The organism is Halorussus salinus (assembly GCF_004765815.2).
Taxonomy (GTDB): domain Archaea; phylum Halobacteriota; class Halobacteria; order Halobacteriales; family Haladaptataceae; genus Halorussus; species Halorussus salinus.
The window spans coordinates 424,695-446,071 of the sequence record NZ_SBIS02000007.1 but is presented as its reverse complement, the minus strand read 5'-3'; the positions used below and the strand labels follow the sequence as shown (position 1 = coordinate 446,071).

Annotated in this window: 28 protein-coding genes; 16 read left to right on the top strand and 12 right to left on the bottom strand. The window is 65.8% G+C overall.

Features of this window, described 5'->3' with window-relative positions:
- Positions 1-3 precede the first annotated feature (3 nt).
- Positions 4-918: an ATP-dependent sacrificial sulfur transferase LarE gene (gene larE, locus EPL00_RS15815; protein ID WP_135853465.1), complete on the top strand. Its 915-nt coding sequence runs from the start codon at positions 4-6 to the stop codon at positions 916-918.
- Positions 919-1,184: 266 nt separating this feature from the next.
- Here larE and tatC (EPL00_RS15810) read toward each other — a convergent pair whose 3' ends face one another.
- Positions 1,185-2,021 carry a twin-arginine translocase subunit TatC gene (gene tatC, locus EPL00_RS15810; RefSeq protein WP_135853466.1) on the bottom strand — a complete coding sequence of 279 codons (837 nt, stop codon included), beginning with the start codon at positions 2,019-2,021 and terminating at the stop codon, positions 1,185-1,187.
- Between the two features lie 93 nt (positions 2,022-2,114).
- On the opposite strand from tatC (EPL00_RS15810), the gene tatC (EPL00_RS15805) reads away from it, so the two are divergent.
- The 6 genes from tatC (EPL00_RS15805) (at position 2,115) to EPL00_RS15780 (ending at position 7,375) form a co-directional block, all read left to right on the top strand.
- A complete protein-coding gene (gene tatC / locus EPL00_RS15805) occupies positions 2,115-4,376 on the top strand; it encodes a twin-arginine translocase subunit TatC (RefSeq protein WP_135853467.1) in 2,262 nt (753 codons plus the stop codon).
- 377 nt (positions 4,377-4,753) lie between these two features.
- Positions 4,754-4,927 carry a ribbon-helix-helix domain-containing protein gene (locus tag EPL00_RS15800; protein WP_135853468.1) on the top strand — a complete coding sequence of 58 codons (174 nt, stop codon included), beginning with the start codon at positions 4,754-4,756 and terminating at the stop codon, positions 4,925-4,927.
- A gap of 14 nt (positions 4,928-4,941) precedes the next feature.
- A complete protein-coding gene (locus tag EPL00_RS15795; protein ID WP_135853469.1) occupies positions 4,942-5,670 on the top strand; it encodes a queuosine precursor transporter in 729 nt (242 codons plus the stop codon).
- Positions 5,671-5,742: 72 nt separating this feature from the next.
- The gene (locus EPL00_RS15790; RefSeq protein ID WP_135853470.1) at positions 5,743-6,504 is read left to right on the top strand and encodes a DUF7537 family lipoprotein; all 762 of its coding nucleotides are present in this window, start codon (positions 5,743-5,745) and stop codon (positions 6,502-6,504) included.
- Positions 6,505-6,594: 90 nt separating this feature from the next.
- On the top strand, positions 6,595-6,801 hold the full coding sequence (locus EPL00_RS15785) for a hypothetical protein (protein WP_135853471.1): 207 nt from the start codon (positions 6,595-6,597) through the stop codon (positions 6,799-6,801).
- Positions 6,802-6,844: 43 nt separating this feature from the next.
- Positions 6,845-7,375, top strand: coding sequence for a GrpB family protein (locus EPL00_RS15780; protein WP_135853472.1), 531 nt, complete (start codon positions 6,845-6,847; stop codon positions 7,373-7,375).
- Positions 7,376-7,393: 18 nt separating this feature from the next.
- Here EPL00_RS15780 and EPL00_RS15775 read toward each other — a convergent pair whose 3' ends face one another.
- Positions 7,394-8,158, bottom strand: a complete 765-nt coding sequence (locus EPL00_RS15775; protein ID WP_135853473.1) for a 23S rRNA (uridine(2552)-2'-O)-methyltransferase — start codon at positions 8,156-8,158, stop codon at positions 7,394-7,396.
- A 141-nt stretch (positions 8,159-8,299) separates the two neighbouring features.
- Here EPL00_RS15775 and EPL00_RS15770 point away from each other — a divergent pair, with 141 nt between their 5' ends.
- A complete protein-coding gene (locus EPL00_RS15770) occupies positions 8,300-9,043 on the top strand; it encodes a DNA polymerase sliding clamp (RefSeq protein ID WP_135853474.1) in 744 nt (247 codons plus the stop codon).
- Between the two features lie 99 nt (positions 9,044-9,142).
- On the opposite strand, the gene EPL00_RS15765 is transcribed toward EPL00_RS15770, so the two are convergent.
- Positions 9,143-9,733, bottom strand: coding sequence for a DUF7474 family protein (locus tag EPL00_RS15765; RefSeq protein WP_135853475.1), 591 nt, complete (start codon positions 9,731-9,733; stop codon positions 9,143-9,145).
- Between the two features lie 220 nt (positions 9,734-9,953).
- Between EPL00_RS15765 and EPL00_RS15760 the strand changes: the two genes are divergently transcribed.
- Positions 9,954-10,910: a phosphotransferase family protein gene (locus EPL00_RS15760; RefSeq protein ID WP_135853476.1), complete on the top strand. Its 957-nt coding sequence runs from the start codon at positions 9,954-9,956 to the stop codon at positions 10,908-10,910.
- A 24-nt stretch (positions 10,911-10,934) separates the two neighbouring features.
- On the top strand, positions 10,935-11,372 hold the full coding sequence (locus tag EPL00_RS15755) for an MOSC domain-containing protein (protein WP_135853477.1): 438 nt from the start codon (positions 10,935-10,937) through the stop codon (positions 11,370-11,372).
- A 29-nt stretch (positions 11,373-11,401) separates the two neighbouring features.
- On the opposite strand, the gene EPL00_RS15750 is transcribed toward EPL00_RS15755, so the two are convergent.
- Together EPL00_RS15750 and EPL00_RS15745 are read right to left on the bottom strand one after the other, a co-directional pair.
- The gene (locus EPL00_RS15750; RefSeq protein WP_202932663.1) at positions 11,402-12,451 is read right to left on the bottom strand and encodes a ferredoxin--NADP reductase; all 1,050 of its coding nucleotides are present in this window, start codon (positions 12,449-12,451) and stop codon (positions 11,402-11,404) included.
- 81 nt (positions 12,452-12,532) lie between these two features.
- Positions 12,533-13,324, bottom strand: a complete 792-nt coding sequence (locus EPL00_RS15745; protein WP_135853478.1) for an aldo/keto reductase — start codon at positions 13,322-13,324, stop codon at positions 12,533-12,535.
- Positions 13,325-13,405: 81 nt separating this feature from the next.
- Between EPL00_RS15745 and EPL00_RS15740 the strand changes: the two genes are divergently transcribed.
- Entirely contained in the window at positions 13,406-13,630 is a 225-nt protein-coding gene (locus EPL00_RS15740; protein ID WP_135853479.1) for a hypothetical protein, read from the top strand.
- Positions 13,631-13,652: 22 nt separating this feature from the next.
- Here EPL00_RS15740 and EPL00_RS15735 read toward each other — a convergent pair whose 3' ends face one another.
- Positions 13,653-14,123: a cupin domain-containing protein gene (locus EPL00_RS15735; protein ID WP_135853480.1), complete on the bottom strand. Its 471-nt coding sequence runs from the start codon at positions 14,121-14,123 to the stop codon at positions 13,653-13,655.
- Between the two features lie 171 nt (positions 14,124-14,294).
- Here EPL00_RS15735 and EPL00_RS15730 point away from each other — a divergent pair, with 171 nt between their 5' ends.
- Positions 14,295-14,615: a 4Fe-4S dicluster domain-containing protein gene (locus EPL00_RS15730; protein ID WP_135853481.1), complete on the top strand. Its 321-nt coding sequence runs from the start codon at positions 14,295-14,297 to the stop codon at positions 14,613-14,615.
- A gap of 36 nt (positions 14,616-14,651) precedes the next feature.
- On the opposite strand, the gene EPL00_RS23605 is transcribed toward EPL00_RS15730, so the two are convergent.
- Together EPL00_RS23605 and EPL00_RS15725 are read right to left on the bottom strand one after the other, a co-directional pair.
- Positions 14,652-14,816: a DUF6757 family protein gene (locus EPL00_RS23605; RefSeq protein ID WP_202932662.1), complete on the bottom strand. Its 165-nt coding sequence runs from the start codon at positions 14,814-14,816 to the stop codon at positions 14,652-14,654.
- A gap of 466 nt (positions 14,817-15,282) precedes the next feature.
- Positions 15,283-16,092, bottom strand: a complete 810-nt coding sequence (locus tag EPL00_RS15725; RefSeq protein WP_135853482.1) for a PHP domain-containing protein — start codon at positions 16,090-16,092, stop codon at positions 15,283-15,285.
- Between the two features lie 147 nt (positions 16,093-16,239).
- Here EPL00_RS15725 and EPL00_RS15720 point away from each other — a divergent pair, with 147 nt between their 5' ends.
- Positions 16,240-16,524 carry a DUF5789 family protein gene (locus tag EPL00_RS15720; RefSeq protein ID WP_135853483.1) on the top strand — a complete coding sequence of 95 codons (285 nt, stop codon included), beginning with the start codon at positions 16,240-16,242 and terminating at the stop codon, positions 16,522-16,524.
- 285 nt (positions 16,525-16,809) lie between these two features.
- On the opposite strand, the gene EPL00_RS15715 is transcribed toward EPL00_RS15720, so the two are convergent.
- Complete coding sequence (locus tag EPL00_RS15715) at positions 16,810-17,823, bottom strand: DUF5784 family protein (protein WP_135853484.1); 1,014 nt, start codon at positions 17,821-17,823, stop codon at positions 16,810-16,812.
- 158 nt (positions 17,824-17,981) lie between these two features.
- On the opposite strand from EPL00_RS15715, the gene EPL00_RS15710 reads away from it, so the two are divergent.
- A complete protein-coding gene (locus EPL00_RS15710; RefSeq protein ID WP_238398230.1) occupies positions 17,982-18,158 on the top strand; it encodes a DUF5786 family protein in 177 nt (58 codons plus the stop codon).
- Between the two features lie 90 nt (positions 18,159-18,248).
- Here the strand turns inward: EPL00_RS15710 and EPL00_RS15705 are convergent, their stop codons facing one another.
- The gene (locus EPL00_RS15705) at positions 18,249-19,145 is read right to left on the bottom strand and encodes a YkgJ family cysteine cluster protein (protein WP_135853486.1); all 897 of its coding nucleotides are present in this window, start codon (positions 19,143-19,145) and stop codon (positions 18,249-18,251) included.
- A gap of 142 nt (positions 19,146-19,287) precedes the next feature.
- On the opposite strand from EPL00_RS15705, the gene EPL00_RS15700 reads away from it, so the two are divergent.
- Positions 19,288-19,569: a hypothetical protein gene (locus EPL00_RS15700; protein ID WP_135853487.1), complete on the top strand. Its 282-nt coding sequence runs from the start codon at positions 19,288-19,290 to the stop codon at positions 19,567-19,569.
- A gap of 16 nt (positions 19,570-19,585) precedes the next feature.
- Here EPL00_RS15700 and EPL00_RS15695 read toward each other — a convergent pair whose 3' ends face one another.
- On the bottom strand, positions 19,586-19,909 hold the full coding sequence (locus EPL00_RS15695; RefSeq protein ID WP_135853488.1) for a HalOD1 output domain-containing protein: 324 nt from the start codon (positions 19,907-19,909) through the stop codon (positions 19,586-19,588).
- A 114-nt stretch (positions 19,910-20,023) separates the two neighbouring features.
- Between EPL00_RS15695 and EPL00_RS15690 the strand changes: the two genes are divergently transcribed.
- Positions 20,024-20,224, top strand: coding sequence for a DUF7561 family protein (locus tag EPL00_RS15690; protein ID WP_135853489.1), 201 nt, complete (start codon positions 20,024-20,026; stop codon positions 20,222-20,224).
- A gap of 172 nt (positions 20,225-20,396) precedes the next feature.
- On the opposite strand, the gene EPL00_RS15685 is transcribed toward EPL00_RS15690, so the two are convergent.
- Entirely contained in the window at positions 20,397-21,302 is a 906-nt protein-coding gene (locus tag EPL00_RS15685; RefSeq protein WP_162224244.1) for a hypothetical protein, read from the bottom strand.
- Positions 21,303-21,377: the final 75 nt, after the last annotated feature.

Here is a 21,377-nt window from a genome sequence, read left to right as displayed (position 1 = left end):
GACATGGCTACTATCGAGGAGAAGGCCCGTGCGGTCCGGGAGGACCTCGCGGACCGCGAGGGCGTACTCGTCGCGTTCTCCGGTGGGGTGGATTCGTCGGTCGTCGCGGCGCTGGCACACGACGCGCTCGGCGACGACGCGGTGGCGTGTACCGCCAAGAGCGAGACCCTGCCCGAGGCGGAACTCGCCGACGCCAAGCGCGTCGCGGACGAAATCGGCGTTCGCCACGAGATAGTGTCGTTCTCGGAGTTGGACGACCCCGACTTCGTGGTCAACGGCGACGACCGATGTTATCACTGCCGGACGATGCGTCTCGGCAAGATGTTCGAGACGGCCGACGAGTTGGGGATTCCGGTGGTCTGTGACGGCACGAACGCCAGCGACGCCGACGGCGGCCACCGTCCCGGACTACAGGCGGTCGAAGAACTCGACGCCTACTCGCCGCTGCTGGCCCACGACATCGACAAGGACGAGGTCCGGGAACTGGCCGACGACTACGACCTCTCGGTCGCCGACAAGCCCTCGATGGCGTGTCTCTCGTCGCGGATTCCGACCGGACTCGAAGTCACCGAGGAGAAACTCTCTCGCGTCGAGCAGGCCGAGGAGTTGGTCCGCCAGTGGGGGTTCTCGCAGTTCCGGGTGCGGGACCACGACGGTCTCGCCCGCATCGAGGTCGGCCGCGACGAACTCGACGCGGCGCTGAACGAGGACTTCGTGGCGGCCGCCCGCGAGCGATTGACCGATATCGGGTTCGACCACGTGACGCTGGACCTCCACGGCTACCGGACCGGGAGCGTCAGCCCCGAGGGCGACGAGAGCGAGGCCGACACCGGCGAGGCGACGGCCGAGGGCGGAGACGACGGCGACGAACCGCTGGTCGAAGATGTGTTCTCCTCGGAGTATCCCACCGCGGAGTAGCGACTCGCGACGGCAACGATACCGAGTGGTCGTCACTCGTCAGTCGGGTTCGAGAAAGTGGCATGGGCGTTCGCACCTAGGGTGGCAGTTTGCTGGCACGCGAACTGCGGTACGTAGCTGCTGGCACGCGAGCTATGTGGCAGGCGCGAACGCTACGAAACTGTAGGTACTGCTACCCCTTAGTTATAGGCCGATTACGCGAGCGGAAACGCGTCGTTGGCGGCGGGAAGACGAATCGTGAAAGAGGCGAAACCGTCGTACGGCGGTCAGTTCCCGGTCCACTTGAGGAGCGCGAGCGTTCCCTCGAACAGGGTGATCATCGTCAGCGTGACGAGGATGGGAGCCATCCCGGTCGGGTCGGGCGTGAACAGGAACGAGATGCCGAGGAACGCGCCCCAGAACAGCAGGCGACGGTCCGCGAGCCACTGGCGGGTCGTCAGCCCCATCATGATGGCGAGCATGATGAACAGCGGAATCTGGAACACGACCGCCAGATACCCCATCAACATTAGAATGAGGTTGAACGTCTTCGTCAGGCCGAACGCCAACTGCGCGGCCCCTTCGGTGTAGGAGATGAAGTACGTGAACACCGCGGGCAACACGAGGAAGAAGGCGAAACTGACGCCGACGACCGCCAGTATCAGACTCGTCGGCACCGCCGCGAGGTAGTAGCGACGTTCGTGGGGATACAGGCCGGGCCGCATGAAGAGGTACGTCTGATAGACGAACACTGGGAGCGCGACGACGATGCCCGCGAGGCTACCGACCTTCAGTTTGGTCAGCACCAACGCGAGCGGGTGGTAGAGCCGCGGCCGCGCCTGCTCGCCGAGCTGGTCGAACGGGATGATGTTGTACCACAGGAAGTTGATAACCTGCTCGGAGAACGGAAGCGCGATTGCAGTAATCGTCCCTGCGACGACGATGACGACCGCGAGCCGCTTCACCATCTCCTCGATGTGGTCGGCCAGCGGCATCTCCTCGTCTTCCAGCGGCTCCTCCGGTCTTGCGGCCGGGTCGTTCAGCGTCTCCGTCTCCCGCGGCGGAGCGGCCGTGTCGTCCGCGGGCGTGAGATTGCTGGCCGTCGCCTCCGATTCGTCAGCCATTCAGTGGCTCTACGTCCTGCCGTTCTTATAGGTCTTCTGTGACCGTCTGTACGAGAAGATTGATAACTACGACACGGCTACCCTTTCCAAAGAATGTCCGGGACTGGAAGTAGCGTCGTCGACGAGGACACCGCCCGCGCCGTCAACAGCGGCCGAGAGACCATCGGAGCGATGCTCTCGACGGCGCAGGAGCATCTACAGAAGGTATTCATCGTCTTCCTCGTCGGCTTCGTCGCGTCTTTCTACGCGCTTCGTTCCGCCGGGTGGCCATTCCTCAAAGAAGTTACCAAATCCCAGATGCCGCCCTCGCTGGCCGAGCAAGTCACCGTCATCGCGGTGACGCCGTTCGACGTGATTCTCCTACAGGCGAAGATAGGAGCTATCGCGGGCGGCGTCGTCGCGCTCCCGGTCTTGCTGTACTACTCGCGCGACTCGCTCCGCCAACGCTCGTGGTACCCCGGCGCACCCATCGCTCGCTGGAAGATAGCGATACTCGTCTTGCTCGCGCTGGCGCTGTTCACCGGCGGCATGCTGTACGGCTACGGCGTCTTCTTCCCGCTGATGTTCCAGTTCCTCGCGGACAACGCCACGAACGCTGGCTTCGAGACGCGCTACTCCATCGTGAAGTGGACCGAGTTCATCGCGTTCCTCTCGCTGTCGTTCGGTCTCGCCGCGGAACTCCCGCTGGCGATGAGCGGACTGGCCTACACCGGCATCGTCAAGTACGAGACGTTCCGCGACAAGTGGCGCTACGCCGTCATGGGCATCTTCCTGTTCGGTGCCGTCGCGTCGCCGCCGGACCCGTTCACCCAGATCATGTGGGCGACGCCGCTCATCCTGCTGTACGGGTTCAGCCTCTATCTCACGAAGATCGTCGTGACGCTCAAGCGCGGAAGCGAGCGACTGAGTTTCTTCGGCGTCGTCCGGAACAACGCGATTCGGATGCTCGGAGTCCCCGCGCTGGCGTTCCTGCTGGTCAGATTCTTCTTCACTCGCGCGGGCGTCGAGACCATCAACGCCGAACTCCCCGCGAAGTACGCGCTCCCGGCCGTCGAGTCGGTCGTAGGGCTTCCCCGACAGGAGTCCGTCCTCGTCGCGTCCGGCGCGGTCGCGCTGGTCGCGTTCGTCGTCACGTTCCTCTACTTCCTGACCCAAGAACTCAACGAGGTCGCCGCGAACGTCTCGGCACCGGCCGCCGGAGCGCCGGGCGACATCGACCTCGAAAATCTCGACGCGGGCGCGGTCCGCGCGGCCCCGCCGGAGGTCTTCGCCGACATGTCCGAGGAGGACGCAGTCGGCCACGCCCGCGAGGCGATGGACGCCGACAACGCCGAGAAGGCCCAAGCCATCCTCGACCGCTACGACGAACTCAACCCCGAGGACGACGAGGAGGACGAAGCCGCCGAGGCGGCCGCAGGGGCCGCGGCGGGCGCGGAGGCGACCGACGCCGAAGCCGCCGACGAGGAGGTCGAGGAGGCGACGTTCCCCCGCGAGTCCGACGAACCCGACGACTCGGGCAACGTCTTCGAGAGTACGGCCGCGGGCATGGCCGACGCCTTCACCGAGGACGAGACCACCGAGGACGACATCGGCGGGTGGTTCTACGACCTGCGGTTCATCTTCGAGAGTCTCACGTCGAAGATGTTCCGCATCGTCGGCCTGTTCATGATAGTCCTCGCGGGCGTGTTCACGTTCCTCTACCGGGGCGGCATCGGCGTCATTCGCCGGGACTTCTTGGAGCGACTGCCCCGAGAGGTCCGCCCCGAGATGGGGTCCGGCGAGACGGTGCTGAACATCGTGACGCTCCACCCCGTCGAGGCGCTCGTCTTCGAGGTCAAGATAGCGACGCTACTTGGCGCGGTGGCCGTCGTCCCGCTGGTCCTGTACTACTCGTGGCCTGCGATGAAAGAACGCGGTCTCGCCGCCGGTGACCGGCGCGTGTTCGGTCTCTGGTCGGTGACCATCGCGGCCGGACTCGTCGCCGGGAGCGCGCTGGGGTACACCATCGTCGCGCCGAGCGTCATCTCGTGGCTGGTCGCCGACGCGCTCCGCGCCGAGATGATAATCTCCTACCGGGTCAGCAACTTCTTCTGGCTCGTGTTCTTCACCACCGCGGGCATCGGCCTGCTTGCGGACGTGCCCCTGACGATGTGGCTGTTCGAGCGCGGCGGCATCGTCTCGTTCGACGCGATGAAAGACCGCTGGCGCGAGGTCGTCATCGCCATCTTCGCGGTCGCGGGGCTGGCGACGCCCGACAGCATCTACACGATGTTCCTCGTCGCCATCCCGCTCTCGGTCGCCTACCTCATCGGACTGGGCGGCCTGTTCGTCGTGACGGCTGGCGGACGACGGTAGCGACGACGCTCGATTTCTCGGCCGTTTTCCCGGTCTCCTCGTTTGCCAGACACGTTTCTCGATTCGCCCGTTCGAGTGACTGGAGTTCGACCGACTTGACCAGATTGCTTCGAGCGTCTGGACTGACTCCCGGCGCGTGGGAGTGCGCCCTCCGTGGCGCACCCGTCCGCGCGAGGGACGAGCGAACGCAGTGAGCGAGGAGGTTGGGGAGGTGTGAGGCCCGTGGTAGCGGTGCTGTGCGGCTGGCGGTACGATAGGAGTCGGCGATAGTCCGCTGTGCAGTCGTGATGCAACACGAGACCATTCCACTCCAACCTCAATTCACGCGCGTCTCGAAATCTCGAACAGTTTAAACCACCGAAGGATAATATCCCAGTATGAGCAAGATAAGCGTCGAAGTGCCCGACGAACTCCTCGAAGACCTCGACGGCCACGTCGGCGAGGAGGGCAAGTTCGTCAACCGGAGCGAGGCCATCCGCGCGTCGGTCCGGAAGATGCTGGACGTACTGGACGAGATAGACGAGCGCCACGGCCGACTCGAAGACGACTGAGCGAGGACTCGACGATGACCGACCACTACCGCGACACGACGCCGCTCCCGACCGGTCGCATCGCGCTCGTCGCGCTGTTCGTCACCGCGCTGGTGACCGCGCAGTTGACGGCCTCGAAACTCCTCGGGTTCTCGATTCCGTTCTCGCTCCCCTTCTCGGGGAACCTGCTGGTCATGCCCGGCGCGGCGCTGGCCTACGCCGTGACGTTCTTCGCGTCGGACTGCTACTCGGAACTCTACGGTCCCGACGAGGCCCACAAGATGGTCAACGTCGGCTTCGCCATGAACTTCGTCCTGCTGGCGCTGGTGTACTCGACCATCGCCGCGCCCGCCGCGCCGTTCAGCGCGGTGGACCCCGCGACGTTCGAGGCGGTCCTCGGTGCGAGCCTGAACATCGTGGTCGCCAGCCTGCTGGCGTACGTCGTCAGCCAGCACTGGGACGTGCGGGTCTTCCACGCGATTCGGGAGGCGACCGACGGCGACTCGCTGTGGATTCGGAACGTCGGCTCGACGGCGAGTAGCCAACTGCTCGACACGCTCATCTTCGTGTTCGTCGGCTTCGCCGCGATGCCCGCGCTCCGGGGCGGCGACCCGATGGGGACGAACGCCCTCCTCGGTCTCGTCGTCGGCCAGTACGTCCTCAAACTCGGCATCGCGGTCGCGGACACGCCGTTCGTCTACGCGGTCGTCGGCTACCTCCGGTCGCGCGGGTCGGCCGCGCCCGCGCCGCGGACCGCCGACTAAACGAGTCGGATTCCGGACACCGAAACCCGACACCGACAGTTCTTTGCGGTCGCCCTGCCACCGACGAGTCACATGCGACGCAAAGCCCTCCAGTTGCTCGTCGTCGCCTCCCTCGTGGCCCTCGCCGGTTGCTCCGGCGCGCTCTCGGGCGGCGACGGCGCACAGACGCTAGACGACGTAACGTACCCCGCGGGCGTCTCGGAGAACGGGACCAATCTGACGGCCCTCGCCGACGCCCACGAGAACACCCTCCAGAACCAGAGCTTCACCCTCGAAGTCGCGTCCACCGTCAACTCCTCGATGGGCAACCAGTCGGTCGCGCTCGACGCCGCCGTCGGGGCCGACCGCGAGGAGATTCGCGTGAACGGTTCCGCGCTCGGGCAGGACGTGTCGGTCTACGTGACCGAGGAGAAGCGATTCACGCGCTTGAACGTCGCCGACGGCGAGGCGCGGTATCAGGTCGCCGACCGCACGCCCGAGTCGAGCCAAATCGTCCCGTCGTCGTACACCGGCCGGAGCTACCTCGACCGGTTCGCCGGGTCGGGTAACTTCACGCCGACCGGCGTCCGCACCGTCGAGGGCACGACGCTCGTCGTCCTCGAAGCCGACGGGAGCAACGCGACTCAGAGCCAGCAGATGAACGTCACCGACTACAACGCGACGATGCTGGTGGACCAGCAGGGCGTCGTCCACTCGGTGTCGGTCGAGGTCTCGGCCGCCCGACAGGGCCAGCAGGCCCGGACCGAGTTCTCGATGAACGTCTCGGACGTGGGCGAGACGACCGTCGCGGAACCGGCGTGGCTCGACGAGGCCCGCAACTCGACGGACTCGTAGTCTGCGACTGACGACCGCGACGATACGACACTTTTTCCGGTGTTTTGGCCATAAACGTTTCTTCGCTGGGATAGAGTGAGCAAGACGGACATGCGAAAACTACTCGGTGCCACGACGGCGCTGTTCGGTCTCGGCGTCGCGCTCCTCGGTGGCTGGATGCTCGTTCGCGGCCCCTTCCTCGGCGGTCCCACGCTCGACGCAACGGCGATGCTCGCGGCGCTGACTGCGTTTCTGGTCGGCGTCGTCATCTTCTTCCGCGGCGTGGTCAGGTGGGCGGGCGTCGGCGCGCGAATCTGACAGCGCGTAGAACTAAGGGCGACTAGCGAGAGAATCGACGAGTATGGGAGCGTACCGAATCGAAATCGCCGAGTACGACCCCGAGTGGCCGGTCCGGTTCGAGCGCGAAGCGACTCGGATGCGGAACGTTCTCGGTGAGACCGTCGTCAGCGTCGAACACGTTGGTAGCACCGCCGTGCCGGGCCTCGCGGCCAAGCCAATCGTGGACATCTGTCCGGTCGTCACCGACATGGACGACGGCGAGCGGTGTGCCGACCTCCTCCAGCAGAACGGCTACTATCGGAGCGAGAAAGACCGGGGCGACGACTGGATCGAACTCGGTCGAACCGCCGACGACGGCCAAGAGTTCAACGTCCACGTCCGGCCGCGGAACTCCGACGCCGTGTCGCGGTATCTTCTACTTCGGGAGTACCTGCGCGACCATCCCGCGGCCCGCGACGAGTACGCCCGAATCAAGCGCGCCGCCGCCGAGAAGCATCCCGAGGACGTGCCGAAGTACACCCGCGAGAAATCGGACTTCATCGAGTCGGTCGTCGAAAAAGCGCGAGTCGAAGGGTACGACCCCGACTTCTGACTGCTTGGCGGTCGTTCGCTACTCGTCGGTTCGCTCCGCGAAGCCGAACCGCGGCTTGACCTCCGTGACCTCGACTTCGACCGTCTCGCCTTCGCTGGTGCCGGGGACGAACAGCGTGTAGGTCTCGACTTTGGCCACGCCGTCGCCCTCCGAACCTTCGTCCACGATTTCGACCTCGATTACGTCGCCCTCCGCGACCGGGGCGGTCATCCGGCCCTTGCCGACGAGGTAGATTTCCGACGAGGAGTCCCGCGAGGCGTCGGGTCGGAGCGTCCGGACGTACTGGAACTCGTCTCCGACCTCCTCGCGGAAGTCGTCCAAGTCCTGCCCCTCGAAGACCTTCACCGCGAAGTCGCCGCCGGTGTCCAGCACGTCGAGTGCGGTCTCGAACGCCTGCCGGGCGAGGTGGACCGACCGGGCGTGGTCCACGCTGTACTCGCCGGTCATGTTGGGTGCCATGTCCGAGACCACCACGTCTACCGCGTCGCCCGCAATCGCCCGGACCTTCTCCTTGGTGGCCTCGTCGGTCATGTCGCCCCGAACCGTCTCCACGCCGTCTACGTCCTTGATTCGCTGGAGGTCCACGCCGACGACGGTGCCGGTCTCGCCGACCTCCTCGCTGGCGACCTGTAGCCACCCGCCGGGGGCCGCGCCGAGGTCCACGACGCTCTTTCCTTCGTGGAGGAGGTCCTCCTCGCGGTCGAGTTGCTTGAGTTTGTAGGCGGCCCGAGACCGGTAGCCCTCCTGCTTGGATTTGTTGTAGTAGTGGTCTTTGTGGCTCATTCGATTGGAAGTGGATAGTCGCGCGACGGGTTTACGCGCTTCGTTTGCCGGGAAACGTCACTTCTCGAATTCGTCAGGCTCTCACGCGCACGCGCCCGAACGGGTGACTTTTTATGCCGGGGGTTCGTACCACTTGCCAAGATGTTTAAGGCTATCGTGAGCGCCGACACGCTCAAGGATACTATCGACTCCGTGGGCGTGCTGGTGGACGAGTGTAAGATCCACCTCGAAGAGGACGGTCTCGCTATTCGTGCCGTAGACCCCGCCAACGTGGGGATGGTGGACCTCGAACTCGACGCGGCGGCTTTCGAATCCTACGAGGCGGACGGCGGCATCATCGGCGTGAATCTCGACCGACTCGAAGACATCGCTGGCATGGCCAGCGGCGACCAGCCGGTCCACCTCGAACTCGACGAGGAGACCCGCAAGCTCCACATCCAGATCGACGGGCTGGAGTACACCCTCGCGCTCATCGACCCCGACTCCATCCGACAGGAACCCGACATTCCGGACCTCGACCTCTCCGCGGAGATCGTCGTGGAGGGCAAGGACATCGACCGCTCGGTCACGGCCGCCGACATGGTCAGCGACCACATCGCGCTCGCGGTGGACGCCGACGAGGAGACCTTCGTCGTGGAGGCGGAGGGCGACACCGACGACGTGCGCCTCGAACTGGACCGCGAGGACCTCGTGGACCTGCAGGCCGGTCCGGCCCGCTCGCTCTTTAGCCTCGACTACCTCAAGGACATGAACAAGGCCATCCCGAAGGACGCCGAGGTCACCATCGAACTCGGCGAGGAGTTCCCCGTCAAGCTTCACTTCGACATCGCGGAGGGGCAGGGCAACGTCACCTTCATGCTCGCGCCGCGCATCCAGAGCGACTGATTCGGCGTCCGCCACCTCGATTTCTCCTACAGTTCTCGAAGCGACTAGCGACCAGTCGGAAAAGCGTAGAACGGTGGGGTAGACCGACGACGCGTGGCGCTACAGACTTCGGTCGATGACCGCCTTCGCGGCCTCGGCCTTCTCCTTCCAGCCGTAGCCCGCCTCGTAGACGTGGCGCTTCTTGTTGACGAGTTCTTGGGGCGAGGCCTCCTCGAACCCGCCGCGGGTCCACGTCCCGGTGTCTCGGAGCCAGTCCACGACGCGCTCGCGGGTCTCGGTCCACGAGAGGCCGACCATCTCGTACCACGCTATCATGGCGAAGACGGCGTTGTCGTGGGCACCGGGCACCGACCCCTTCCGAGCGACGGTCTTGATGGGTTCGACGTTGGGGTCCGTGACGTGTTCCTTGTACTCCTCGGCGGTCAGCAGTTCGAGGTGTCCCTGCTCGTCCTCCATCACGCGCTGTTCGTGGACCAGCCGGTCCAGCGCGGAGTTGTGGAGGTTGCTCCACCGACCGTGGACCGCGTTCCGGACCGCCTCCTCGGGGAGCGAGTTGGCCGAGAGGACCGCCACGAGGTCGGTGTAGGCCTTCTCGATGTCGGCCCACGACGCGCCCTCGAACTCGCAGTCGGGGCCGTGGAGGTTGCTCGTCGTCCGGCAGTCGGGACAGGGGTAGTCGAACCGCGGCACGACTCGGAGTGTGACTTTCCGAGTACAAAATTGGTCTGATTCGCTTTCGAGGAGTCTTTGCGAAGCGTCGGACACCGCCGACGGGAACGTGAGTTCGTACGTGGAGTATCCGAACGTTCAAGTCACACCACGGACAATTCGAGAATGTCTTCTCCTCGGTCGTAGCCGCAGGACTGGCCCTGCGATGCGACCGGCCGTCGCACGTCACGCGACGTGAACTATGACAGACGACCCAACTGACGTACGCGACGCACTCGCAACGCTGTCGAACGACTACCGGATTCGGGGCGAACTCCACGCCGTACCGCCCCACGCGGTCTACGAGGTCTCGGTCGAAGGCACCCGCGCGGTCTGCAAAGTGGCCCGAGGAGCGCGCGCCGACCCCGCGACCGAGGCTCGCGTGATGGAGTTCGTCGGCCGGGAGACCGGGGTCCCCGTCCCCGAGATACTCGGCGCGGGCGACGACTGGTTCGTCGCCGAGTGGTGCGACGGACTGCCCGACGAGGAGCCGACGCTCGACGCCTCTCGGGCGCGGACGCTCGGGGCGGGACTGGCGACGCTCCACGACCAGACCGCTGGCGCGTTCGAGGAGACCGGCTTCCCGCGCGCCACGGGCGGTGAGACCGGACCGCTCGCAGTCGAGACCCGAGACTCGTGGACCGAGACGACGCTCGACTTCCTCGCGGACCTGCGCGACTACCTCGCCGACTTCGGGTACGCCGAGGTGGCCGAGGAGGCCCGAACCTTCCTCGAAGCACGCCCCGACCTGCTGGCGGGGTCCGACGACCCCGTGCTGGCCCACGGCAACTACCTCCCGGCGCACGTCGCGGTCGCCGACAGCGACCCAACCTGCGTCGTAGACTGGGAACACGCATTGGTCGCGCCCGCCGAGTACGACTACTGGCGGACCGCGATGCCACTCCTCGGCAGGTCCGGTGTCACCCGAGAGGGCGACGAATTCGCCGCCTTCAACGCAGGCTACGAGTCGGTCCGACCGCTCCCCACCGGCTCCGACCGTCGGAGCGAGTGCTTCCGACTCGTAAACGCGGTCTCGTACCTGAAGTCGCTCCACCTCCAGCGCCAGCGAACCGGGCAGGCGAAAGCGCGGTTCGCGGTGCGCGTTTGCGAGTCGGTCCGCGAGACCGTCGAGGAGTTGCGAGCGACGAGCGAGAGTTAAGTGGCTCCGGCCAGAGTCCCGAGTATGGACGGAACTGGACGCGTCGAGGCCATCCACCTCGCGCCCGAGTCGGGCGAGGAGACCGAACCGACCGACGAGGTCGAGGCCGTCGCGGGCGAGGGCGTGCGCGGGGACCGCCACTTCGGGAAAGACAAGGCCGACATCACGCTCATCGAGCGCGAAGCACTCGCCGCCGCCGCCGAGGAGGGCATCGACTTGGACGACGGCGAGCATCGGCGCAACGTCACCACGAGCGACGCCGCGCTGAACCACCTCGTCGGCGAGCGATTCCGCGTCGGCGAGGTGGTGTGCGAGGGGACCGACCTCTGTGAACCCTGCGGCCACCTCGAATCGCTGACCGAGGAGGGCGCGGTCTCCGCGCTACTACACCGCGGCGGTCTCGAAGCCGACGTAATCGAGTCTGGCGAGATTTCGGTCGGCGACGAGGTAGAACCGCTCTGAACCGGTGGTCCCGTCCCTCTCCGATTTCCCTATCCGTAGCCTTCGCTCTCGACCCACTCTTCGGGCACGCCGATGCTCCGGACCGCGTCGAGCAGTCCCTCGACCATGACGTTGGTCCCGCAGGCGTACACCTCGGCGTTCTCGGGGTCGATGCGCGCGTCGATGTCGTAGTTGGGCGATTCGTCGGCGACTCGGGCCATCGCGGGCGGGAGGTCGGCGTCCTCGACGGCCTCGCTCTCGACGTACTTCAGGAGCGTCTGTTGGACGTAGGCAGTCTCGCCGTCCCAGTCGCTGAGGTACTCCTCGCGCGAGAGGGTCGGCACGAAGTGGAAGTTGTCGCGCTCGTCGTCCAGTCGCTGGAGGTGGTCGCGGTAGGCCACGTCGTCTCTCCACCCCGTGCCGAGGAAGAGCCAGAGGTCCCGCTCGGTGCCCGCGTGTTCGTCGCGGCCCTCCTCGAAGGTGTAGTCTATCATGCTCCGGAACGGCGCGACCCCCGTGCCCGTGCAGAGAAACACCATGTCGCGCTCGGAGGGTTCCTGTAGCGTGAAGTCGCCGTTCGGTCCGCGCAAAGTCACGTCCTTCCCGGCATCCACGTCGTCGCAGAGGTCGCCGGTCAGCGTCCCGCCGGGGACCCGCCGGATGGCCATTTCGAGGTAGCTCTCGTTGGGCGAGCAGGCGACCGAGTAGGGCCGGGGCGTGTCGTCGTAGCGCAACGTGACGTACTGGCCGGGCGCGAAGTCGATGTCGGTCTCGTCCTCCCGAAACCGGACCTGCATCAGCGACGGGTGGGTGCGCTGGCCGCGCTGGCGGAGCGTCGAGAGCTTGTTCGTCAGCGCGTCGGAGGGGTCGTGGCCGTCCCACGCCTCCCGGAGTCGGTCCCACTGGATACTCCCGTCCCCGCCCGCCTCGGCGAGCAGTTCCTCCTCGCCGAGGTTCCGGAGCGTTTGTCGAACCTCCGTCGCTATCTCGTCGCTCCGGTCCTCGTCCATCGGTTCGGCCAGCACCACCTCCGCCCCTTCGGTTATCATCGGTAACGTCTCGGCCACCTCGTCCTGTGACTCTGGCTCCCCACCGGTCATAGGACAGTGATGGGGACGGAACCGATTAAGTCGGACGGCAGAACGGCTGGAGAACGTCGTCGGCTGGCTCTGCTCGCGGGGTCAGTTCCACGCCGCGTCGTCGGGGTCCACGAGTCGCTCGCGCTCCTCTATCGCGTCGATACGCGCCACCTCGTCCTCGGAGAGTTCGGGCGGGTCGAAGTTCGCCCGGAGGTGTTCGACGCCGGTCGCCTTCGGAATCGGGACCACGCCGTCGCGCTGGTTCAGCCACGCGAGGCTGACGGCCTCGGGCGTCGTGTCGCGCTCGTCCGCGATGTCGGCCAACACGTCCACGTCGCCCGCCTCGCCCTGCATCAGCGGGCAGTACGCGACGACGGTGACATCTCGTTCCCGGCAGTGCGCCAGCAGGTCGTCTTGGGGGAGCAGGGGGTGCATCTCGACCTGATTCGCCACGACGGGAGCGTCCAGAATCTCGCGGGCCTCGTCCAGCAGGTCGGGCGTGAAGTTGCTGACCGCGACGTTCTCGGCTTTGCCCTCGTCGTACAACTCGTCGAACACCGGCAGGGTCTCGTCGGCGTCGTACGCCTTCATCGGCCAGTGGACGTACAGCAGGTCCACGTAGTCGGTGCCGAGCCTGTCGAGGCTCGCGTCGGTCGTCTCGCGGACGTCTTCGGGCGCGAGGTTCGCGGGCAGGACCTTCGTGGCGAGGAAGACCTCCTCGCGCGGGAGGTCGCTGTCGGCGATGCCGTCGCCGACGGCCTCCTCGTTGTCGTACATCTGGGCCGTATCGACGTGCCGGTAGCCCACGTCGAGGGCCTGCCGGACCGTCTCGGCGCACTGTTCGGGGTCGTCGTTGCCCGAGGTTCCGAGACCGGGACTGGGGATAGTCGTCACGGTCGTTCCGTGTCCGGCCGGGCGGAAAAAGCTACGCGCGTCGGCAAAAGAGCGAAAGGGGTCGCCCGCGAAGGCTCGGGCATGACCGACGGCGACGTTCCGTGGCGACTCCTCGGAATCGGCGGACTGGCGAGCCTCTGCTGTGTCGGCACGTCGGCTGTCGGCGGGGCCGCGCTGGCGACCGGTGCGGTCGCGGGCGGACTCGGGGCGAACGTCGCGCAGGTGCTAGTGACGGTGCTGACGGTCGGACTGCTGGGACTGGCGTGGACGCAGTTCGGTCCCGACCCGAAGTGCGAGCGCGAGTAGCTGTTTTCGGCGAGAGCGACACCTACGAGAACCGTCCGGTCTCCGCGCCACACTCCTCGCAGACCGTGACGAGCGCGCCCTCCTCGTCGTCGGCGCGCTCGATACGGTTGGGCGTCCGTTCGCCGCAGTCGGGACACTCCCGGCGCAGGTCGAGGTCGCCGCTCTCCTTGGGCGCGCCCAGCGCGAGCGCGACGACCCGCTCGTCGCCCTCGTTGACGCCGCGCTGGAACTCGCCGGGCGCGAACCGGACGAGTTCGCCGGGACCGACCGCGACCGGTCCCTCCTCGGTCTCGAAGGTGACGGTGCCCGACTCGACGTAGAAGACCTCCTCTTGGCCGCCGTGGGCGTGGTAGCCGAACGCGAAACTGTCGCCCGGCGCGAGTTCGTAGTAGTTCACCGCGAGGCCGGTCGCGCCGAGCGCGCGCGTCAGCGGTCGTTTCACGTCGGCGGGACCGATGCGCGACTCGACATCTTCGACTCGAACCTTCTCCATGGCTGGCTATCGCTGGCCGGTAGTATTTAAAGTATCGTGTCGGCAAACTTTTCGTATCAGACCATCCCCTCCTCGTACCTCGGTTTTAGCCCGGCCTAAAAGCCTGAGACGGCCGTTCAGGGGGTCATTTTAAGTACCCGTGGGCCGTGTCTCTCGATAGGTGAACTTCGAATGGCTATCGACCCGCAATTCCACGAAAACCGCGAGAAAGTAGACGACCACGAGGGCCACGACGTGTGGGGTCCCGTCGACGAACCGGAGAAATTGGGCATCCACGGCACGCACGTCGCCGTGGACTTCGACCTCTGCATCGCCGACGGCGCGTGTCTGGAGGACTGCCCGGTAGACGTGTTCGAGTGGGTAGACACCCCCGACCACCCCGAGAGCGAGAAGAAAGCCGACCCCGCCAACGAGGCCCAGTGCATCGACTGCATGCTCTGTGTGGACGTGTGTCCCGTGGACGCCATCGACGTGGACGCCGGTCGCGCCTAATTCAAAATCTTTCCGACGCCCGACGACCGCGAGTCGCTACTCCGGCCGGTCTACGTCTAACTCCTGTCGCAGGTAGGCCAGCGCGTCGGTCTCCGCGAGGTACTCGAACTGCTCGCGGAAGTGCGCGTCGCAGAGGCCGACTTGGACGCCGTTCAACTCGGGCGCGAACGCCGCGTCCCGGTCGCAGTAGTGACACCGCATATCACGGTGTAGTCGCTGACGGAATTTAACGTCTGCGTTCGGGCCATCGAACCTGTCGAATCGGCGAGAGCGTCCGCGGTTCTTCGCGCCGCGCCAGCGGTCCCGTCCCGTGTTCGAGAACCGCACCAGCCACCGGAGTTCGCGCCTCTCGACCGACGATAGGATGCGCCGTGCGCTCGGCCGCGCTCGCGGTTCTGCGCGGCCGAGCGCGCAAGCGGGGAGGTTCGGGGCGCGGTGCGGTCGCCGTCGCGGTGCAGTTTGTCGCGGTGCGATCGCCGTCGCGGTGCGGTCGTCGTCGCAGTGCCGTCCGGTCGCGGTAACTCCGCCGCTCCAGCCCGAAGTCCGCCCTCTCGTCCGGGACGACGCTCGTTCGGCGAAGACACGGACGCGGGCACAGACACGGACGTAAATAACTCAAAGCAACAAAAACACGGCTTAGAAGTGCTTCTCCCGTTTCGAGCCCCGTCTACAGGTTGACCGAGGAGCGAAAGTGACGGTACTCGGGTTTCGACAACCCGGCCGTTCCGAGTTCGCGGCCGTGGGCGTCGGTCCCGCCGGTCGGAATCAGGTCGTGTTCGGCGATGGCGCGCTCGACCGGTCGCGGGTCTACCTCCTCGTCGTAGGGGTAGTACCGTTCCACGGCGTCCAACTCGCGGGTCAGTTCGAGCGCCGCCTCGGGGTCGTCGTAGCGATACGGGTGTGCGAGGCCGACGAGTCCGCAGGCGTCGTCCAGCAGTTCGACGCCGCGCTCGAACGAGGTCACATCGCGCGCGACGAAGCAGGGGCCGTCGTTGCCGATGAGGTCGTCGAACACCGCGCTCGGCTCGTCGTAGCCGCTGTCGGGGTGGTCCACGACGGCGCGGGCGACGTGGGGCCGCCCCAGTCCCTCACGGGGTTCGAGGTCGAGGTCGATGTCGAGGGACTCCTCGACGTTCTCGATGAGTTTCCGGCCGCGTTCCTTCCGGTCGGCCTGAATGCGGTCGAGTTCGTCGGTGAGGGCGTCGGTCTGCGTGACGCCGTAGCCCAGCAAGTCCACGCGCTCGCCGACGCCGCCGTACTCGTCTCCTCGGGGTTCGACGCGCAACTCGATGCCGTGGACGACGGTGACGCCCTCGAAGGCCGTGACCGGCGTCGGCAGTTCGGGGTGGAGGCGGTCGTGGTCGGTAATCGCCACGACCGAGACGCCCGCGTCGCGGGCGGCCTCGGGCACCTCCGACAGGCGCATCTCGCCGTCGGAGTTGGTCGTGTGGACGTGTAGGTCCGCGAAGACGCTCATACCCCGCAGAACGAGCGGGGTGCCCGAAAGCGCTTCGCTACGCCCCGCCGAGGAGCCCCGCGCTCTCCCAACGTCCTTAGACACCTTAAATTCCTCAATGCCATTCCGCAGGAAGCTTTATCATTAACTTTGATGTAGAATGTGCCGATGCCACTGCAACAGGCGACCGAACTGCTCCGCGACCACGACTACCCCGCGACGACCGACCAACTCGCCGACTCCTACGGCGACTACGAACTCGACTTCCCGAACGGCTCCGAGACGCTGGCAGACGTGTTCGGCCGCGTCGAGTCCGAGACGTTCGGCACGTCCAGCGAGGCCGAGGAGCTTCTCTACTCGGCGGTCAGCGCGAAGGCTATCGGCCGGAAGGGGTACAGCGACCGCGACCCGACCACGCTCGGCACGACCGGTCCCGAGCAGGTCTCCTTCTGAAACTTTTCCTGCGGTCGAAATCGCGGCTTCGCCGCGATTTCTCCCTTGCAAAACTTTCATGAAAAACACGGCGTCACCCCCTCAGCCACGCCTCGCTTCGCTCGGCGAGGCTTCGAGGGATTCCTTGGTCCGCTCGCTCGGTCACGTCGTTCCCTCGCTCGCGGTAGAATTGCTGGCGGACTTCCGCACCGCAACCGCACAGCACCGTGACGCACCGTAACGGCACGGCGACCGCAACCGCGGCGCGTCGGCGACCGCAACCGCTTCGAGGTTTTTGGGGATTCGCTACACCCACTCGACGGCATCGCCGAGGTCCAGCGGCACCGACCCCTTCCGATAGGCTTCGACCTCACCGGAGGGTCGCGCCCGGAAGACCACCGCGGGGCGGTGGCGCACTGCGGGTCGCTCGCCGCGGACGGCGTTCCACTCGTCGTCGCGGAACCCCGAGCAGTCCACGAACAGCACCGCGCCGCCGCCGTGCTTCTGGAGTTGCCCGGAGGTCTTGGTCTCGGCCGTCTCGCGCACCGCGGCGACGGGCGTGTCGGCGTGGCGGCGCGTCGGCGGTCGGGGACGCGTGACCTCGACCAGCGGCGACTCGTGGCCGTTTCCGGGCGATTCGGCCCGGAAGTCCAGCGAGTGGCCGGTCGTGACCTCTATCTCGGGCGTCACGTCGTACCCGGCATCGGTCAACAGCTTCGCGGCGGTGAACTCGCTCATCGCCGAGGCCATCCGCACGGGGTCTACCTGCGGACTCGTGCCGAGTTTCGACGCCATCTCGTAGCGGTGGTCGTCCAACGCGCCGGTGGTCAGAAACTCGTCGTAGAACGCCAGCGCGTCGTCGCGGGTCGCGTCGGGGAACCCTGCGGCGTGGTCCCGGAAGAAGGTCCGGGACGACTCGCGGCCGTCCTTCGAGAACAGCACCGGGAGGAAGAACCACGCGAGGTGGTCGTAGTCGGCCAGCCACGGGGCCTCGGTTCGGAGGTCGCCCAGCAGTTCGCGCTGGGCCCACCGCGCGACCGAATAGGGTATCTCCTCGAAGGTGTACTTCTCGGTGCGCCAGAGGGCGGAGGGCGTCTCGGTGTTGCCGAGCCAGAACGCCTCGTCGTCGTTCCAGCAGAACAGCGCGAGGTCGCCGTTGTCCATCTCGATGCGCCGGGTCTCGTAGCCCGACGGTCCACGGTAATGGGGTGTCGGCATCTCGGCACCGAACTTCTCGTCTAGGGGAGCGTACAGGTCGCGTTCGACCTTCTCGTCGGTCCACCGCTCCGTAGAGCGGCGAAAGCGGAGCGGACTTGCCACGAGCGGTCCTAGCCCGGCGAGGGATTTACGTTTTGTGTCACGACTGGCGTTCCGCGTCCCTCGCTCGATATATTTCGACCTGCTTCCAAGGAGCGAAAAGAATGTGATTATCCGTTACATTCATTACCGGCCGAGGCTTACCCATGAGTGTGGTTGTCATGTCAATGGGTGCCTATGACGAAGACGAACACGAGCGCCGTGAACGCAAGAACAACACCGTCGATGTGAGCGAAGACGACGACAGAACGACCTATCACGGTTCGGTAGAATACGATTCGGGTGACTCCGCGGAGGCCCTCCTCGACAAGTTCGAGGAGATAAAGTCCGGTACGTAGCGGTTCGTGAGTATTCCTGTATCGCGGTATTCGCGTCGCGTAGCACCGACCGTGGCCGTCACGGTCGGCCTATCTTCCTAACGCTTCGTCTCACTCGTTCCAACCCGGCGTCTCGGGAGCGCCGCGCGCGAGTTCGACCTCCTCGGCGACTCGCGGGTCGGCGGCCGGAGTGCTGTCTCCCGTCGCCCGGTCTTCGGCCGCCGACTCGTCGCCTCCGGCGCGGCGTTCCCAGTCGGCGATAGCCCGTCCCGCCCACGAGTCGGCTTCGCGGGCCGTCGCGAGCGCGCTCTCGAATCGCTCGCGGTTGACCGCGGTCGTGCCGGGCGCGGACGCGACTGCGGCCGCGACGAACAGCGCGCGGTCGTCGTCGGTCAACTCGTCGTCGGTGATTCGCCCAACGACGCCCGAGAGCCGCTCCGGGTCGGGGAAGACGAACACCTTCTGGCCGACGGCTTGGGGTCCCAACAGGAACCCCGGTAAGTCCTCGGGCGGGTCGTCGTCCACCAGTCGGTCGCCGCCGAAGGCCTCCTCGACGCGCTCGCACTCGGTCTCGCGGTCCAGTTGCAGGTTGTGGCCGGGGTAGTCGGCGCACTCCTCGGGGTAGGTCTCGTCGCCGTGAATCCGACACTGGAGCGTCGTCGGGTCGAGGAAGACGCAGGTCGGGAGCCACGTCGGGTCGGTTCCGAACGGCCCGACCGGTTTCGGCGGCTTGCGCAACCCGAGGAAGAAGGCGGGCCTGCCGTCGATGGCCGAGACGGACACGCCGTCGATTTCGACGCCCGACTCGTCGCGCCAGAGCCGCGGCGTCAGCGCGTCGGCGAGTCCGGCGTCGAGGAGTGCCCGCGTATCGTCGCGGGTCAGCGGGACGAGGTTGTAAGCGTCGTCCAGCGGTTCGCGCGGGCCGCGTCGCTCGTGGTCGCTCGCGACGGGCGCGATTGCTCGCCAGTCGATGCAACACCCGGCGCACTCCTCGCAGTTCACGTCCATCGGTCTCGGCGGACTACGTGACGCAGTAGCATAAGGCGTCGGGCAGTTTCGTCGGGCGTCGCGAGAGCGGACCCGAATCGCCCGCCCGCACAGGTTCGGGACCGAACCTAACCTCGCCGACCGAGAACCACCGACACGGAACATGCCGACCGAGACGCTCGAAGACGAGCCGGTTCGCGTCTGGATGGTCGAACGAACCTACGCGCAGGACGAACACACCATCGTCGTCACGTACGCCACGCCCGACGGCGAGCGGTTCGTCCGCGAACACCGGAACAAACGGGTTCTCCTCGACCCGGTGACCGCCGCGCTCGACGTGGCTCCCGACCGCCTCGAAGCGGTCGAGAAGACCGAGCGCCGGAAGCGATACGCCGACGAGGCCGCCCGGATGGCCGACAGGCGCGACCCCGACGACGAGGTGTAGCGTCCGCCGGGGGAAGTCAGTGGGTCTTCCGAACGAAGACGTGGCCGCTGGCGTGAAGTTCCACGGCGAACTCGCCGAGGGCGAACGCGACCCGGCCGCCGTCGCGGACCGAACCCCGCCGAGTCGGTCGGAAGAGGTCGTTCAGCGCGTCCGGGTCCACCACGTCGTAGAGGCGAACGCTCAGTTCGTCCACCGGACGGTCCGACGCTTCGGCCAGTGCGTCGAGAACCGTCTGAACAAACGGTTCGTCGTCCTCCGGGTCGTTGAACGCGCTGTGAACGGTCTGGGAGTGATCGCCGGGGTCTACGGCAGTCGCTGTGAAGGAATCTGGTTCGTGCATGTGTCCACCCACGTCGGCCGAAGCCGACTTTGATACTCACTCTCACGACGAACTCGGTTATATACGATTCGATTCCGTCGGCAGGGCTTTGTCGGTGGGGCCGCTGTCTCCGACATGGCCAAGCAAACCTGCGACGGATGCGGCGAGCAGGTCAAAATCGCGGGCGGCATCGCCAACCTCTGGACGCTGGAACACGACGCGACCGGCGGGATGACCTTGGAGTTCGACTCCGACGGGACCGAACACTTCCTCTGTTTCGACTGCATCGACCGACTCCCCGACGACCCTCGCGCCGAGGACGTGGCGGCGCTCTAGTAGACGATAGTGTAGCGCCAGCAATTGTATGGAAAACTAAAAGTTTGAAAACATTTTTGTTACCTGAACACTTACTCTACACTGAGGATGCGACGTTGGCGGTTAGCGTAACGCGCCGCCGCGTCGGTGAGGGCAGTGAGGTAGTAGCTCACGGCCCGATGACATCCGGTTTTCAGAACTCGCCGAGGAGATACTCACGTACGACAGGGTTCGAGAGCTGTTCGACTTGTTCTCGAAACGGATCGTAACCGCTCGGATTCGGCTCCGGGGGAATACCTCGCCCCATCAACCAACAGAGGATTCTGGACCGCATCTCTTTCTCCTCGACCGGGCGGAGTGCTTCGAGTTCGTAAACCGGTGCAGGTGTCCCGCCGCTCTGGAGCCAAGACGAATCTAGAACGTGAAGCGTCTCGAAATCTTCGACCGTCGTTCGATCGGCCATCGCGTTTCGGAGATAGCCCGCGATGTAATCTGCCGCGTTCGACTGTGGATACGTCCGGTCGGCGTCCTGAAGGAACGTGAGATGGACCGGGCAGATATTCCGCTGGAAACTCGTGTCGAACTTCATTGCGAGCTGTTTCCGCAGGTACTCGCTGTAGTCGCTGTATCCGTCTCGCTTGCCGTCGTGAAGCAGCACTGCCGGGTCGTCTTCACCGTCGAATATTTCTTGGTCGAGAGCGCCCGTGATGGCTTTCTTGGTTGCGACGCTCACCGCCGCTGCACGGTCACGTTGGTCGAACCCGTCCTCACAGACGATTGCGGTCCACGTGATGGGCGTCGAAGAAAGGGATTCGATGAACTCTTCCACTCTCTGCTGTCGTTCGGTCTGATTCAACGAACCGTGCCGGACCACGGTCGAGGATTTGTGTCTGAACGGTTCGAGACCGCTATCTACCATCGCACGAACCAATTCTGCGTCGTTAGCTCGGCGCGTTCTAACTGCCACGGTGACGCAGCGACCGTCGGCCGAAACTTCGTTCCCGGACTCGTCTACGCCCACGAGATGCTTTGCCCGGACGTGATGGTCTGCGTTCGTAACGCAAACCGGACGAAGCGGAGATGACATTCCGGATACCACACACTGAGCCGACACGTCAACTTTAGTTGTTCGTCTTCCGAGCGACAATCGAACCGGCGCGACCGACAGCCTTTA

Coding starts and splice junctions, on each gene's coding strand:
- larE (WP_135853465.1), top strand. CDS start 4: ATGGCTACTATCGAGGAGAAGGCCCGTGCGGTCCGGGAGGACCTCGCG.
- tatC (WP_135853466.1), bottom strand. CDS start 2,021: ATGGCTGACGAATCGGAGGCGACGGCCAGCAATCTCACGCCCGCGGAC.
- tatC (WP_135853467.1), top strand. CDS start 2,115: ATGTCCGGGACTGGAAGTAGCGTCGTCGACGAGGACACCGCCCGCGCC.
- EPL00_RS15800 (WP_135853468.1), top strand. CDS start 4,754: ATGAGCAAGATAAGCGTCGAAGTGCCCGACGAACTCCTCGAAGACCTC.
- EPL00_RS15795 (WP_135853469.1), top strand. CDS start 4,942: ATGACCGACCACTACCGCGACACGACGCCGCTCCCGACCGGTCGCATC.
- EPL00_RS15790 (WP_135853470.1), top strand. CDS start 5,743: ATGCGACGCAAAGCCCTCCAGTTGCTCGTCGTCGCCTCCCTCGTGGCC.
- EPL00_RS15785 (WP_135853471.1), top strand. CDS start 6,595: ATGCGAAAACTACTCGGTGCCACGACGGCGCTGTTCGGTCTCGGCGTC.
- EPL00_RS15780 (WP_135853472.1), top strand. CDS start 6,845: ATGGGAGCGTACCGAATCGAAATCGCCGAGTACGACCCCGAGTGGCCG.
- EPL00_RS15775 (WP_135853473.1), bottom strand. CDS start 8,158: ATGAGCCACAAAGACCACTACTACAACAAATCCAAGCAGGAGGGCTAC.
- EPL00_RS15770 (WP_135853474.1), top strand. CDS start 8,300: ATGTTTAAGGCTATCGTGAGCGCCGACACGCTCAAGGATACTATCGAC.
- EPL00_RS15760 (WP_135853476.1), top strand. CDS start 9,954: ATGACAGACGACCCAACTGACGTACGCGACGCACTCGCAACGCTGTCG.
- EPL00_RS15755 (WP_135853477.1), top strand. CDS start 10,935: ATGGACGGAACTGGACGCGTCGAGGCCATCCACCTCGCGCCCGAGTCG.
- EPL00_RS15750 (WP_202932663.1), bottom strand. CDS start 12,451: ATGACCGGTGGGGAGCCAGAGTCACAGGACGAGGTGGCCGAGACGTTA.
- EPL00_RS15740 (WP_135853479.1), top strand. CDS start 13,406: ATGACCGACGGCGACGTTCCGTGGCGACTCCTCGGAATCGGCGGACTG.
- EPL00_RS15735 (WP_135853480.1), bottom strand. CDS start 14,123: ATGGAGAAGGTTCGAGTCGAAGATGTCGAGTCGCGCATCGGTCCCGCC.
- EPL00_RS15730 (WP_135853481.1), top strand. CDS start 14,295: ATGGCTATCGACCCGCAATTCCACGAAAACCGCGAGAAAGTAGACGAC.
- EPL00_RS23605 (WP_202932662.1), bottom strand. CDS start 14,816: ATGCGGTGTCACTACTGCGACCGGGACGCGGCGTTCGCGCCCGAGTTG.
- EPL00_RS15725 (WP_135853482.1), bottom strand. CDS start 16,092: ATGAGCGTCTTCGCGGACCTACACGTCCACACGACCAACTCCGACGGC.
- EPL00_RS15720 (WP_135853483.1), top strand. CDS start 16,240: ATGCCACTGCAACAGGCGACCGAACTGCTCCGCGACCACGACTACCCC.
- EPL00_RS15710 (WP_238398230.1), top strand. CDS start 17,982: ATGTCAATGGGTGCCTATGACGAAGACGAACACGAGCGCCGTGAACGC.
- EPL00_RS15705 (WP_135853486.1), bottom strand. CDS start 19,145: ATGGACGTGAACTGCGAGGAGTGCGCCGGGTGTTGCATCGACTGGCGA.
- EPL00_RS15700 (WP_135853487.1), top strand. CDS start 19,288: ATGCCGACCGAGACGCTCGAAGACGAGCCGGTTCGCGTCTGGATGGTC.
- EPL00_RS15695 (WP_135853488.1), bottom strand. CDS start 19,909: ATGCACGAACCAGATTCCTTCACAGCGACTGCCGTAGACCCCGGCGAT.
- EPL00_RS15690 (WP_135853489.1), top strand. CDS start 20,024: ATGGCCAAGCAAACCTGCGACGGATGCGGCGAGCAGGTCAAAATCGCG.